A 13,371-nucleotide genomic window follows, 5' to 3' on the forward strand; every position below is an offset into this window, starting at 1 on the left:
CTGCGTTCACTTCGTCACCCAGCGCTGGTCGTAGACGGTGCGGTTGGGGGAGGTGTAATAGAGGTCTTGTTTGCGGGGAATGAGGATGGTGTAGCTGCGGCCATTGGAGATGAGCTTCGAGTCGCGCAGCCAGGGGTTGAAACGCTTGAGGTCGGCGTAGGTGATGTCGTGCGACTTGGCGAAGGCTACCAAATCGGGGATACCGGCCGAGACCGTCACCTCGTCGCAGGAGATGGGCGCGTAGAGGTCGCGTGGGCGGAGCGAGAAGCCGTATTTCTGCGGGTTCTCGAAGATGAGCTTCGTGGCCAGGATGCGATAGACGTAGCGCGCCGTCTCCTCGACGAGCCAGAGGTTCAGCACGGACGTCTCGCGTTGTGAGGCGAAGGCGCCCGAGATGCGCCCCATGCCCGCGTTGTACGATGCGGCGGCCGAGGCCCAGTCACCGTATTTATTGTAGGCGTCCTTGAGGTAGCGGCAGGCGGCCTCCGTGGCGCGGGCCACGTTGTAACGCTCGTCCACGCTGGGCGTGATCGTCAGGCCATATTCCCGTCCGGCTGATTCCAAGAACTGCCACATGCCTGCGGCGCGCGCTGGCGATACGATGCGCGGGTCGAGATGGCTCTCTACGACGGCCAGATACTTGAAGTCCTCTGGCACTCCATTGGCCTTCAGGATAGGCACGATGATGGGGAAGTAGCGGTTGGCGCGCTTGATGGTCAGCATCGTGGTGGAGTGGAAGTAGGCCAGGCTGCTCAGCTCGCGGTCCATGGACTCGTACATGTTATATCGGGTCAGGTCAATCGTCTGACCGCAGAAGGTGACCTTCTCCGGCACCTCGGGCGAGGTGATCCAGCCGTCGTCCTGTCGGGGCTGTTCGGAGTTTTGCGATTGGACGGGGAAGCAGGCCGTCAGGCTGATCAGTCCGGCCGCGAGGAAGCAGGCCGTGAATTGTTTCGTTCTCATTCTCTCTCTTATGCTTATTGATTACTGTGATTCTTGTTTGAACTGGAGCGCACGACGTTGATGTCGCCGCTTTTACGGTGCGTTTTGCCGTCCGTTCCGGTGTATTCGATGACGTAGTAATAGGCGCCAGCGGGCACGTACTGTCCGCGATAGCGCCCATCCCAGCCGCCGTTCGGGTCGGTCCAGTGATAAAGCAGGCTGCCCTGCCGATTGAAGACGGACGCACTGAAGCGCACGACCGACTTATGGGCCACCTTGAACACATCGTTCACGCCCGGCGAACTCTCGGGCGAGAAGACGTTGGGCACCTCCAGCACGGTCTCCGTGACGCTGATCTTGTAGCTATTGTCCTTGTTGGTGCATCGGCCCGAGCGGTCGCTCACCTCCAGCGTGACGGTGTAGTTGCCCACGCGGTCGAAGGTGTACGTCATCTCCGGATCCGTGAAGCGCACGATGGGCACATCGCCCGTAGCCTCTCGCCGCGTGACTTGCCAGACGAAGAGCGATGCCACCGGGGTGTTGGCCTGCGCTCGGAAGCGGATCTCGGCCGGGGCCGAGAGTTCGCCCGTTTTGAGCTTGAGGTTCGATCGAGTCTCCGACGTGAGCGTCGTATCGGCGTGCACCTCTAAGGCCACCGCTTGGTAGTGGTCTATGGTCGCTGTCTGCTCGACGCCAAAGGCACGCGCGAAGAGGTCGCCCGTCAGGTCGATCTTCGTGTCCGTGAGTGGCGGGCGGCTCAGCGAGACGTCGAAGGGATTGCCGCTGAGGGTGTCGATAAGTAACTGCTCGGTGAAGGTGCGGGTCTGTTCGCTCCACGTCTGCGTTAGGTAGCTGACTTCGAATGCGCGCTTGAGCTCCATCGCCTTGCCGTCGGGCAGGTAGTAGTTGAGTGCAGGCAGGTCGGCCGTGCCCGCCAGTCGCAGTGACGAGCAGGCGTCGGACGAGGGGGACACACTGAGGCTCGTGAGGCGCGTCCGGTAGCGGCTGTAATCGATGATCCAGACGTAGCGTCGCAGCTCGCCGCTACCGTCGACAACGAAGTAACCGTAGCCCTCCGCAGGGTTTGTGACCGTTGAGGTAGATCCGCTTTGGGTCGAGGCCACCGCCTCCCAATCGTCCTCTATGGCTGCCTTGGTGCGGTAGCGATACCAGCGGTGCGTGCCTGTGCCGGTGTGGCTGAGGGTCACGCCGTCGGTGCCGTAGACTAAGTAAACTTCCAGCTTGTATGCCGTATTCTCCGCTGCCCGGATGGGCGTCTTGGCGCCGCCGCTGACTTGATACTGGGCCCGGAGCGTGCCTCCCGTCCACCCGATCGCGAGCAGAAAAAGGAGTATGGAGCCTACGCTTGGTGCCACCCTGCGGCGGCTTGCTCCATCATGAAAAATCGTCTTACCCATACCTTTATCCAAATGAGCGGCAAAAGTAGGCGTGGAAATGAGAATGGACAGAGGGGGCGCTATCGCGTGGGTAAGGTGTCGCTCTGAATCTGCGGCGGAAATCACAAAGCCAATCTCCGGTTTCGTGAAACGCCTTCCCGCCGCGGGAAATGAGACCTTTTTTGCTTCCTGCACAACGCAGGGAGCAAAAAAGGGCGTCTTTCGGGCCCTGCGTTGTGCAGGAAGCAAAAAAGGGTCTTTTTCGGGCCCTGCGTTGTGCAGGAAGCAAAAAGGGGTCTCTTTCGAGCCCTGCGTAACGCAGGAAGCAAAAAAGGGTCTTTTTCGGGCCCTGCGTTGCGCAGGAAGCAAAAAGTGGGTCTTTTTCGGGCCCTGCGTTGCGCAGGGAGCAAAAAAGGCCCCAAAAGGGGCGACCACCGGAGTGGCCGCCCCTTTGCATATCCCCTTGTGGGGGAGAGGAACGATGAGTAAGTAGAAAGTGCTTCTAAGACTTACAGCCCCGAAGTGATGAGCTCCGAAGAGGTGCTCTTGCGCCGATTTAGGCACCCGATCAGGAAGCCAGCCAGGGCGAAGAAGATCCAGTCCAGACCGTCAGCATGCAGCGGCACATGGGCGCCGTAGAAACGACCGAAAGCACCGAGCGAGATGTTGGCCGCCTCGAGTCCGGAGATGAGCGCCGAGATGAGCGTCAGGCCAACGGTCCAGGCGTAGACGCTGCGCCGACTGCCGAAGCGGCTGTCCAAAAAGGCGAGCGCGATGAGCACAATGGCCAGCGGATAGAGGAACATGAGCACGGGCACGGCGGCGGCGATGATGGTCTTCAGCCCGAAGGTGCCGACGGCGAAGGAGATGATGACGAACGCCACGGCGTAGCCCTTGTACGAGAGGCCGCCAAACTGCGAGTGGAAGTAGCTGGCGCAGGCGGTGACGAGTCCGATGCTGGTCGTTAGGCAGGCCAGCAATACGATCACGGCCAGGATCAGCGCCCCCGGTTCACCGAAGAGCAGTCGGGCAGATCCAGCCAAGACAGGCGCACCGGTGTCGAGGATGCCGAGCTGCTCGACGCTGGCGGCGCCCAGTCCTGCGATGAAGACGTAGACCACGCCTAAGCAACCGATGGCAATCATGCCCGCGCGCATGGTGGCGCCCATCACCTCGTGGCGTGTCGTGGCGCCGTGTTGCGTGACGAACTCAATGACCAGGATGCCAAAGACGAACGAGGCCAGAGCGTCGAGTGTATTGTAGCCGTCGATGAAGCCTTGCTGGAGGGCTACGGCGGGCGTGGCGTAGGCTTCGGTCGGTGAGCTGGGCGTACCGGGCGGTGTGATCAGCGATTTGACGATGAGGACAACGATCGTCGTCAGTAGCATAGGGGTCAGGATGCCGCCAATGCGTCCGACCAGCTTCTGGGGATTGATGGAAAGCCAAAGCGTGACGAGGAAGAAGACGATGAGGAAAGCCGTCTGCGCCCATTCCGGTGCATCGGCTGCGAGGAAGGGGCGGACGGCGATCTCGAACGAGACGGTGCCCGTACGAGGAATGGCGAAGGCGGGGCCGATGGAGAGGTAGAGGGCCAGCGTAAAGAGTATGCCGAAGAGGGGATGTACGCGTCCGGCCAACTCCTGCACGTTGCGGCAACCAGAGTAGCCCATGGCCAGGACGCCCGCCAGGGGCAGTCCGACGCCGGTCAATACGAAGCCCATCACGGCCCACCACACATTCGTTCCGGCACGTTGGCCTAAGGCGGCGGGGAAAATCAAGTTGCCAGCTCCGAAGAAGAGGGCAAACAACATCAGTCCGACGGCGAGGAAAGCACGCCGTGTCATTTGGGTAGAATTTTGGTTAGGCATGGGATAAAGTGTTAGGGGGAGAGTGAATAGTTAGTAGCGGGATTAGAAAAAGGAGAGGCCCTGTCGGCCATTCCATGTGTCGAATAGTCCGACAGGGCCTCTTGCTCTTTAGGGGGCAGGAGCCTCGTTCGTTGGATCGGGGGTTCCTGCCCCCTCCGGAGAGGGGGAAGGTCAGTAGCCGAAGATGTCTTGCGGGGTGAGGAGCTTGACCTCACCTAAGGAGCGGAGCTTGTTCATGTCAATGTCTTTCGAATTGCCCAGAACAGCGTAGTGGTACGTGCGGCCCTTGATCCATTTCTCTTGGAAGGCCTTGACGTCAGCCAGGGTCATGCTCTGCACCTTCTCGAAGATGGCCTTGTTGCGGTCGTAGTCCACGCCCATGTCTTTGGCATGCAGGTAAGCCCAGAGCACATCGCCCTTCACCGTGCGCTCGGTGCGCAGGCGAGCCAGGATGGCGTCTTTGGCGATCTTGAAGGCAGCTTCGCTCTCAGGCATGTTGTTGATGATCTCCATGAAGGCGTCGATAGCCTGAGGCATCTTGTCGTTCTGCGTGGCCACGAAGGCTTGGAAGGCGTAGGGGCGCGTTTTGTCGGAGGGCGTGATCAGGACGGCGTTGGCTGAGTAAGCCAGGCCGCGCGATTCACGCATCTCTTGGAAGACGATGGCGTTCATGCTGCCGCCGAAATACTCGTTGTAGAGCGTTACGCCGGGATCGTTAGCCACATCGAAGGGCTCGCCACGGTTAGAATACTGGAGGTAGTAGATCTGTTTGGCGTTGTACTCGGCCAGCATGACGGTGTTGCTTGGCGTCTGCACCAGCATGACGGGCTTCTTGGCCAACGGAGCGGGTTTATCGGCCGTGCGATGGAGCTGGTCGAGGCTCTTGAGTACATCCGATTCGGCGCCGGGGCCATAGTAGAGCACGGAGTGCTGCTTGGTGAAGAGGTCGCGCACCTTAGCCAGAAGCGTGTCGGAGGTGAGCGCCTTCAGTGCGTCGTTCGTCAGCGTGGTGGCTTTGACATGCTCCGGCCCATACATGACGTAGCGACGCAGGGCTCCGAAGTTCTGTCCCTGATTCAGTTTCGCATCGGCGCGGGCCTTGATCCGATCGGCTTTGAGGTTCGTGAGCACGTTCTCGTCTGGCTTAGCGTCAGCGATCAGTTCCTCCATCAGCTCGAGGGCTTTGGGCATGTTCTCGCTCAGTCCGCTGACGGAAACGTAGCAACGCTCATCGGTCACATTGGCGCTGAAGGAGCAGGCGATGTCAAAGAACTCCTTCTTGATCTCCGTGGGCGACTTCTTGCTGGTGCCGAGGTAGCTGAGATAATCGAAGGCGGTGCCAAGGGTGGCGTCGTCGTTGCGACCCATATCGAAGACGTACATGAGTTCAAACACATCGGTCGTCTCGTTCTTCTTGTAGAGCAGAGGCAGGCCAGACTTCAGCGAAGCGGTGCTCATGTCCTTTTTGAAGTCTAAGAATACGGGCTCGATGGGCTTCACTTCGGTCAGCTGAATCTCACGGAGGAAGGCGCTGGCGGTGTCGCGATTCGTAGCGATGGGCGTGATCTCCGGTTTGTCGATCTTCTTGAATCCCGGTTGGCCTTCGCGCTTGAAGACTACGGCGTAGGCGTTTTCGCCCAGCTTCTCGTTGGCAAACTTGACGATGTCGGCCTTCGTGATCTTCTCCATTCGTTCGATCTGATGCACCATGTCGGCCCAGCTGACACCGTTGACAAAGGCGTCGACGTAGGCATTGGCGCGGCCCTCGTTCGAGTCATATTCCTTCATCAGCTCCAGCTTGTAGTTGGCCACGCAGGCACGCAGCAGCGACTCGTCGAAGTCGCCCTTGCGCAGTTTGGCCACCTCCTCGAGCAGCAGGTCGCGCGCCTGTTCGAGCGTCTGACCGTCCTTAGGCCGAGCGTTGAGGAGGAACATGCCGTAATCCGCGAAGGTGTAGGGGTAGCAATAGGACGAGAGCACCTTTTGTGCGTGGATGAGATCGAGGTCTATGAGACCTGCCTGATCATTGTAGAGCAGGGAGGCAGCTAGGATGGCCAGGTCGTTGTCCGCTGAGGCTTCGCCACCGATGCGCCACGCCACGTTGACGTTCGCTGCCTCCACGCCGCGCACCTCCTTCGTCGTCGGGCTGGTGATTGGCGCCTCCTCTTTGAAGGTAGGTTTGGGCAGGCTGTCGTTCGGCTTCATGTTGCCGAAGTATTTCTTGATGATGGCGATCATCTCGTCCGGATCGAAGTCGCCCGAGAGACAGATGGCCATGTTGTTGGGCACATACCAGGTCTCGTAATAGCGCTTGATGTTCGTGATCGAGGGGTTCTTGAGGTGCTGCTGGGTGCCGATGACGGACTGTGTGCCGTAGGGGTGATTGAAGAAGAGCATCGAGCGGAGGGTGTCGATCACGGTTCGTGCATCGCTGGCCAGCCCCATGTTGTACTCCTCATAAACGGCCTCAAGCTCGGTATGAAAGCCGCGGATGACGCTGTTTTGGAAGCGATCGGCCTGGATTTTGGCCCAGTTCTCGATCTGGTTCGAGGGGATGTCTTCGGTGTAGCAGGTGACGTCGAAGTTCGTGTACGCGTTCGTGCCCGTGGCGCCGATAGCGGCCATCAGCTTGTCGTACTCGTTGGGGATGGCATACTGCGAAGCCTTGTTGCTGATGCTATCGATCTGACGATAGAGTGCCTTGCGTTCGGCCTCGTCGGTGGTTTTGCGATAGACTTCAAAGAGGCGTTCGATCTCGTCGAGGAGGGGCTTTTCGGCCTCATAGTTCGACGTCCCAAAGTGGGTTGTGCCCTTGAACATGAGGTGCTCAAAGTAGTGCGCCAGGCCGGTGGTCTCGGCTGGGTCGTTCTTTCCGCCTACGCGAACGGCGATATAAGTCTGGATGCGGGGCGCCTCTTTGTTGACGCTCATGTAGACCTTCAGGCCGTTGTCGAGGGTGTAGATGCGGGTCTTCAGCGGGTCGCCGTCGACCGTCTCATAGTCCGATTTTGCGCTCGGACCTTTGCAATTCGCGGCGGTAAACATCCCCGTGAGGATGACTGCCAGCGTGGTGACAAAAAACTGCTTTGCTTTCATAGATAAACAACAATGATTAGCGGGATAGCTGTGTATACTTTCGGATTATCTCTTCTGGGTATTGTATTTTAATGAAACAAAAGTAGGGCTTTCGATAAGAAGCACAAATCGTAAGCGAAAAAAATGCTGAAGCACTTTTTCGTAGGGGTACGATAGTCTCCCGCAGATTGCAGGAGATGTTCGTAGGGATACGATAGTCTCCCGCAAGTTGCAGGAGATGTTTGTAGGGGTACGATAGTCTCCCGCAAGTTGCAGGAGATGTTTGTAGGGGTACGAAGGTCTCCCGCAAGTTGCAGGAGATGTTTGTAGGGGTACGATAGTCTCCCGCAAGTTGCAGGAGATGTTTGTAGGGGTACGAAGGTCTCCCGCAAGTTGCAGGAGATGTTTGTAGGGGTATGATAGTCTCCCGCAAGTTGCAGGAGATGGTTCGTAGAGGTACGAAGGTTTCCCACAGATTGCAGGAGATGTTTGCCAAATGGCGATGATCGCACGCGACTTGCATGGCCTGGGGCGCTCTCCCCGTCCTAACCTCTTTTTGGGATTTTTGCGAGGTTATCGTCCCTCTATTTTTGCCGCCGATAATCAGAACAAGTCATTCAATGAACATCACACAAAAACGAACCCACAGGAGATGGCCTCTCCTATACCTTATATTATATGTCTTTGCAGCACACGGCATGCAGGCGCAGATCCTTCCCGCGGACTCTACGAAAGACGATGAAGTGGCCACGCACGCCGCAGCGGGGGTGAAGAAGTTCAACCTCGACGAGGTGGTCGTCACCGCCACCCGCACCCCGAAGCGCCTCATGCAGACACCGGTCATCACGCAGGTCATCACCGCTGCGCAGATCGAAGATCGTGGCCTGACCGACATCCGCAACCTGCTGACGCAGGAGATACCCGGACTGGCCTTCAATGAGGTGGGCTTCGGCACGAGCATCAACCTACAAGGCCTCGGCGGTAAGCACATCCTCTTTTTGATCGACGGCGAACGCATGGCGGGCGAGACGGGTAACAATGTGGACTATCACCGCCTGGACCCGAACAATGTGGAGCGGATCGAGATCGTGCAGGGCGCCTCGTCGGCCCTCTACGGATCGCAGGCCATGGGCGGCGTGATCAACATTATCACCAAGCGACCCAAAGCCCCGTTCACCGTCTCGGCCTCCATCAAGGCGGCGCCGCTCTATGAACGCAACTACACGAAGGTGGACCCGGACGACGCCCAACGTTATTTCAAGCGCAGCGTGGACCGACCCAATCTCAACGCCGACGTGCGCATCGGTGGGCGCTGGAAGCACTGGACGGCGCAGACCTCCTACGCGCACAAGAGCGCCGACGCCTACCGCCTCTTTGACCGTGACAGCGTGGTGAAGTACTTCCCGGAGTACGACATCACCGTCCGTGAGCGCCGCGTGGAAACGCCCACGCAGGTCTCGGGTTACACCACGCATCAGGTGACCCAAATGCTGGGTTATACGCCCTCCGACCGTCTTACGATCGGCGCCAAAGGCACTTGGTACACGATGAACAAGCACGACCTCACGCCCGACAACGCCTATGAGCACAACACGGATCTCTCCGGTTCGCTCACCGCCGACTATCGCTTCAGCACCCGCGCGGCCCTCCAGGCCTCGGTCTATTCCGACACCTACAACCGCTTTACCGCCCTCGAGCAACTCGATCAGCGCGACCTGATCTACCGCAATCGCATGACGCAGCCGCGCCTCATGTTCACCCTCGACCGCTGGCACCGCCAGACAATCAACATGGGCGCGGAGTTGCTCTACGAAAGCCTCTACACGGATAAGTTCGTCTCCGGCAGCTACGAGACGCGCAGCCAGCGCTCCTATTCGGTCTTTGCACAGGACGACTGGACCGTCACGCCGCACCTCTCGCTCGTGGCGGGTTTGCGCTTGGATTATCACAACGCCTATGGCGCCAACGTAGCGCCGAAGTTGGCGGCGGTCTGGCGCCTTTTCCCCCTCACGCTCCGCTTCAATTATGCCGCTGGCTATCGTTCGCCCACCCTCAAGGAGCTTTACATGAATTGGGATCACCTCGGCATGTTCATGATCTACGGCAACGAGAACCTGCGCCCCGAGCGCAACCAATATCTCTCGCTCTCCGCCGAGTATGTTTCGGAGTACGTCTACGCCATGGCCACGGGCTACGTGAACTTCTTTTCCGATAAGATCGAGGGCCTCTGGACGAACAATCAGAAGGAGCTGCACTATCGCAACGTCTCCTCCGCCACGCTCTCCGGCGCCTACGCCAATGTGCGCATCAACCCCGGCGTGTCGGGCCTTTTCCTGCATCTCTCGGCCAACTGCCTCTTCCCCAAGCGTACGGACGGCGTGCAGCTGACGGCTTACAGTCGCCTCTCGGGCAACGTCCGCGCGGAGTACGCCTTCACCCTCGGTCGGCAGCATTTCACGCTGAACCTCAGTGGCTCGCTCCTCGGTGGCAAGCGTTACGATGTGCTCGGTCGCGTAGAGGTGAACGGCAAGGAAGTGGAGTCTTATTATGAGTCGCGCTCACCCTCGTACAGCCTTTGGAACGCTACGGCTGCGTGGCGCCCCATGCGACAGTTTCGCGTCACCCTCGGCGTGGATAACCTCTTCGATTACCACGCCGGTATCATCAATTTCAACACCTACACAGGCCCCGGCCGAAGCGTGTTCGGGGCGCTGCATTTCTCAATTTGAGGGGACACATCGCAAGTCTCCGACATCATTTAATCCTACCACTATGAACGAAAAGAAGAACCCCACAAGCACCCAGCAAGGTCACTGGGTACTGGCCGCCATGGGTAAGCGTGTCCTGCGCCCCGGCGGGAAAGAGTTGACCGAAAAGCTGATCGATAGCCTCAGCATCGCATCAAGTGACGACATCGTAGAGTTTGCCCCTGGGCTGGGCTTCACCGCTGAGCTGGCCCTGAAACGCAAGCCACACTCTTACATCGGCGTCGAGATGGACGAGTCCGCAGCCGCAGAGTTGCGTCGGACGATCGACGGCCCCGACCGCCGCATCATCATCGGCGATGCAGCCCATTCAGGCCTGCCCGACGCCTCGGCCGATAAGGTCTACGGCGAGGCCATGCTTACGATGCAAAACGAGCGTCAGAAGTCGGCCATCGTCAGCGAGGCTTACCGGCTGCTCAAGCCGGGCGGACTCTACGGCATCCATGAGATGGGCCTCACGCCTGACGACGTCAGCGACGAGACGAAGCGCAGCATCTTGCGCGATCTCTCGTCCGTGATCAACGTCAATGCACGTCCGCTGACCGCAGCGGAGTGGAGCGATTTACTCGTGGCTGAAGGCTTTGAGATCGTACGTGTGGAGACGAACCCCATGCACCTGCTAGAGGCGCAACGCGTCATCGACGACGAAGGACTGCTGCGAGCCGTCAAGATCTGGTTCAACATCCTCACCCATGCTGAGGCGCGCGAACGCATCCTGGCCATGCGTGACACTTTCCGTCGCCACATGGAGAACATTAATGCCGTGGCCATCGTGGCCGTGAAGAAGTAATCACTAATCATTAACCCATAACCAAACATTCCAATGAACAGTATCAAAAGAATTTCCTGCGGAGCCATCTTGGTCGTCTGTGCCATCTCCGCTACGCTGGCCAGCTGCGGCAGCGACAACCCCGAACCGAAAACCGAAGGCCTCGACGTGAAGCGTCACACACAGAGCCGCGCCACGTCTCCGGCTGGTGACCCCAAAGACTGGGTCTACTTCTCCTTTGCCACTGGCACCGAAGTGTCAGGCGTGACGGAAGAGAATCGTGCGACGCGTACCGACTGGGACATCGCCTTCAACCGCTTCTATATGCGCACCAACAGTGGCCTTTCGGGCAAAGGCAAGGGTGGCGCCGTAGAGACGGACAAGGCGAACTTCTCCGACGTGGCTGAAGCACCCGCTGATGGCTACGTGACGGATGTGGAGATCACCATGAACGGCTTTGCCAATGGTAAGGTGACGACGAGCAAGACGTCTGGCAACGTGGCGCTCAATAAGGCCGTCCGCTTCTCCGGCCCGCCCCCGACGTACACCCTCAACGATCACGTCTTCGTCGTTCGTACGGCCGACGGGAAGTATGTCAAGGTGATTTTCGAGAGCTTCCACAACGCCGAGAAGAAGAGTGGTTACATCACCTTCCGCTACGCCTATCAGCCGGATGGCAGCCGTAACCTGAAGTCAAAGTCGATGTCGAAATCGGAATCGAAGTAGCCTGCAGAGAATCGATGTCTTTTCCAAATAGTAAGACGCGGCCACGGCGCAAAGAGAAAGCGCGCACCTGGCGGCGTCTCCATAAGTGGGTGGGGCTTGTCCTCACCTTCTTTATTCTGGCCTTTGCGCTCTCGGGCGTCTTCCTCAACCATCGCACCGCCATCACGCGTTGGGACTTGCCGCGCCGATGGCTGCCCGAGCAGTACGTGTACGAGAATTGGAACAACGGCGCCGTGGTCGGCACCTTACGCATGGGGCCGGACAGCGTCATGCTTTACGGCAGCAATGGCATCTGGGTGGCCGACACCTTCTGCCGCGGCCTCCGGCCCTGCATGGACGGTATGCGTCTCGGCACCGACAACCGGAACATCCGCGCCGTCGCTGCCACCTCTGACGGTCAGCTCTTCGCCATCTCCACCTATAGGCTCTACCGCTTCGACCGCACCGCCTACCAATGGCGCGAGGTGGAGGGTGCGCTGACGGACGACGAGGCGCTGACGGACGTGCTGTCCGTGGGCGATAAGCTCTACGTCGTTACCCGCTCGAACGTGTACGCCGCCGCAGCGCCCTACACCCGCTTCACCGCTCAACCGTTACCCACGCCCGACGACTACGATCCGCGTGTCTCGCTCTTCAAGACGATCTGGGTGACGCACAGCGGTGACTTGTTCGGTTTGCCCGGCCGACTGTTGATCGATATTGTCGGGATCATCGTCGTTGTGCTCTGCCTCACGGGCCTCGTCGTGACCCTCTTCGAAATCCCGATCCGCCTGCGTAAGAAGCGCGGCGACCCAGCGCTGCCCTTGCGTCGCACGTGGACGTTCTCCTTCGTGTGGCACAACCGGCTGGGGAGCCTTTTTATCGTCCTGTTACTGCTGATCGTCGTCACGGGCATGTTCCTCCGTCCGCCGCTGCTCATCCCCATTGCGCGCACGCAAGTGAAGCCCGTGCCGGGCAGTACGCTCCAGAGCGACAACCCGTGGCACGACCGCCTGCGCCGCTTGCGCTACGATGCGGAGGGGCGTCGGTGGCTGCTGGCGGCCTCGTCTGGCATCTACGCCTTCCCTGCGTTTGGCGAGCAGCCCAAGAAACTGGACAACACGCCCCCGGTGAGCGTCATGGGCCTCAATGTCTGGCAGCAGACGGGTCCCAACCAGTGGGTCGTGGGCTCGTTCAGCGGGATCTATGGCTGGGACCTATCCGACGGCAGTGTGACCGATTATGATACGGGCCTTCCGCTCGACGAGATGGGGGGCTACGGTCGGCGCGGTGGCGGCGGACGGCCCACGTTCGGGAACCCCGTGAGCGGCTTCTCGGCCGACTTTGCGCAGGGGCCGGTCGTCTTCGATTACGGTCGCGGCGCACGGCTTGCCAACTACCCCGATATGCCGTTCGAGTCCATGCCCGAGGTCTTCGCGCGAGACGGTCGCATATCGTTCTGGCACTTCTGCCTTGAGTTGCACGTCGGCCGACTCTACCGCTCGTTCCTTTTCGCCTTCACGGACTTCTACGTCTTCCTCGGCGGATTGCTGATGTTCCTTGTGGTGCTGTCCGGTTATATCGTCTACCGCCGGAAGTACCGCCGCAAGAAGTCGCGTCGGAAGAAGCGCGAATAGCACCTCGTGCAACAGAAAAACGTCCCGCCGATGAGCAAAAGGAGCCTATTTCTCCTCACTCGTCGGCGGGACGTTTCGTTGTTGTATGGCTTGGAAATACACTATTTCTGGCCGTTGCAGATTTTACAATGCCCGAAATACATTATTTCTGGTTGTTGCAGGCTTGCATAGCCTCGAAATACACTATTTCTGGCTGCCGCAGGTTTTACAGCG

8 protein-coding genes are annotated in these 13,371 nt (G+C 59.2%); 4 read left to right on the forward strand and 4 right to left on the reverse strand.

What is annotated here, in order from left to right; all coding sequences use genetic code 11:
• Nucleotides 1-6 precede the first annotated feature (6 nt).
• The 4 genes from C7123_RS10235 to C7123_RS10255 all read right to left on the reverse strand — a co-directional run bounded on the left by C7123_RS10235 (nucleotide 7) and on the right by C7123_RS10255 (nucleotide 7,252).
• Nucleotides 7-963, reverse strand: coding sequence for a lytic transglycosylase domain-containing protein (locus C7123_RS10235; protein WP_037998948.1), 957 nt, complete (start codon nucleotides 961-963; stop codon nucleotides 7-9).
• 14 nt (nucleotides 964-977) lie between these two features.
• Nucleotides 978-2,360 carry a T9SS type B sorting domain-containing protein gene (locus C7123_RS10240; protein ID WP_069174963.1) on the reverse strand — a complete coding sequence of 461 codons (1,383 nt, stop codon included), beginning with the start codon at nucleotides 2,358-2,360 and terminating at the stop codon, nucleotides 978-980.
• 488 nt (nucleotides 2,361-2,848) lie between these two features.
• Entirely contained in the window at nucleotides 2,849-4,183 is a 1,335-nt protein-coding gene (gene brnQ / locus C7123_RS10250; protein WP_069174965.1) for a branched-chain amino acid transport system II carrier protein, read from the reverse strand.
• Between the two features lie 195 nt (nucleotides 4,184-4,378).
• Nucleotides 4,379-7,252, reverse strand: coding sequence for a M16 family metallopeptidase (locus C7123_RS10255; protein WP_069176338.1), 2,874 nt, complete (start codon nucleotides 7,250-7,252; stop codon nucleotides 4,379-4,381).
• Nucleotides 7,253-7,980: 728 nt separating this feature from the next.
• Here C7123_RS10255 and C7123_RS10260 point away from each other — a divergent pair.
• Genes C7123_RS10260 through C7123_RS10275 form a run of 4 tightly spaced genes read left to right on the forward strand, consistent with a single transcriptional unit; the run spans nucleotide 7,981 to nucleotide 13,158 of the window.
• Nucleotides 7,981-10,011, forward strand: a complete 2,031-nt coding sequence (locus C7123_RS10260; RefSeq protein ID WP_069174966.1) for a TonB-dependent receptor plug domain-containing protein — start codon at nucleotides 7,981-7,983, stop codon at nucleotides 10,009-10,011.
• Between the two features lie 43 nt (nucleotides 10,012-10,054).
• Nucleotides 10,055-10,837, forward strand: a complete 783-nt coding sequence (locus C7123_RS10265) for a class I SAM-dependent methyltransferase (protein WP_069174967.1) — start codon at nucleotides 10,055-10,057, stop codon at nucleotides 10,835-10,837.
• A gap of 33 nt (nucleotides 10,838-10,870) precedes the next feature.
• Nucleotides 10,871-11,542 carry an HmuY family protein gene (locus C7123_RS10270; RefSeq protein ID WP_069174968.1) on the forward strand — a complete coding sequence of 224 codons (672 nt, stop codon included), beginning with the start codon at nucleotides 10,871-10,873 and terminating at the stop codon, nucleotides 11,540-11,542.
• A gap of 14 nt (nucleotides 11,543-11,556) precedes the next feature.
• Nucleotides 11,557-13,158 (forward strand): PepSY domain-containing protein, encoded by a 1,602-nt coding sequence (locus tag C7123_RS10275; protein WP_069174969.1) that lies wholly within the window; start codon nucleotides 11,557-11,559, stop codon nucleotides 13,156-13,158.
• Nucleotides 13,159-13,371 lie beyond the last annotated feature (213 nt).

The organism is Tannerella serpentiformis (assembly GCF_003033925.1).
Classification (GTDB): domain Bacteria; phylum Bacteroidota; class Bacteroidia; order Bacteroidales; family Tannerellaceae; genus Tannerella; species Tannerella serpentiformis.

Excerpts from the sequence above, each read along its gene's own strand:
- C7123_RS10235 (WP_037998948.1), bottom strand. The coding sequence starts at position 963 with ATGAGAACGAAACAATTCACGGCCTGCTTCCTCGCGGCCGGACTGATC.
- C7123_RS10240 (WP_069174963.1), bottom strand. The coding sequence starts at position 2,360 with ATGGGTAAGACGATTTTTCATGATGGAGCAAGCCGCCGCAGGGTGGCA.
- brnQ (WP_069174965.1), bottom strand. The coding sequence starts at position 4,183 with ATGACACGGCGTGCTTTCCTCGCCGTCGGACTGATGTTGTTTGCCCTC.
- C7123_RS10255 (WP_069176338.1), bottom strand. The coding sequence starts at position 7,252 with ATGTTTACCGCCGCGAATTGCAAAGGTCCGAGCGCAAAATCGGACTAT.
- C7123_RS10260 (WP_069174966.1), top strand. The coding sequence starts at position 7,981 with ATGCAGGCGCAGATCCTTCCCGCGGACTCTACGAAAGACGATGAAGTG.
- C7123_RS10265 (WP_069174967.1), top strand. The coding sequence starts at position 10,055 with ATGAACGAAAAGAAGAACCCCACAAGCACCCAGCAAGGTCACTGGGTA.
- C7123_RS10270 (WP_069174968.1), top strand. The coding sequence starts at position 10,871 with ATGAACAGTATCAAAAGAATTTCCTGCGGAGCCATCTTGGTCGTCTGT.
- C7123_RS10275 (WP_069174969.1), top strand. The coding sequence starts at position 11,557 with ATGTCTTTTCCAAATAGTAAGACGCGGCCACGGCGCAAAGAGAAAGCG.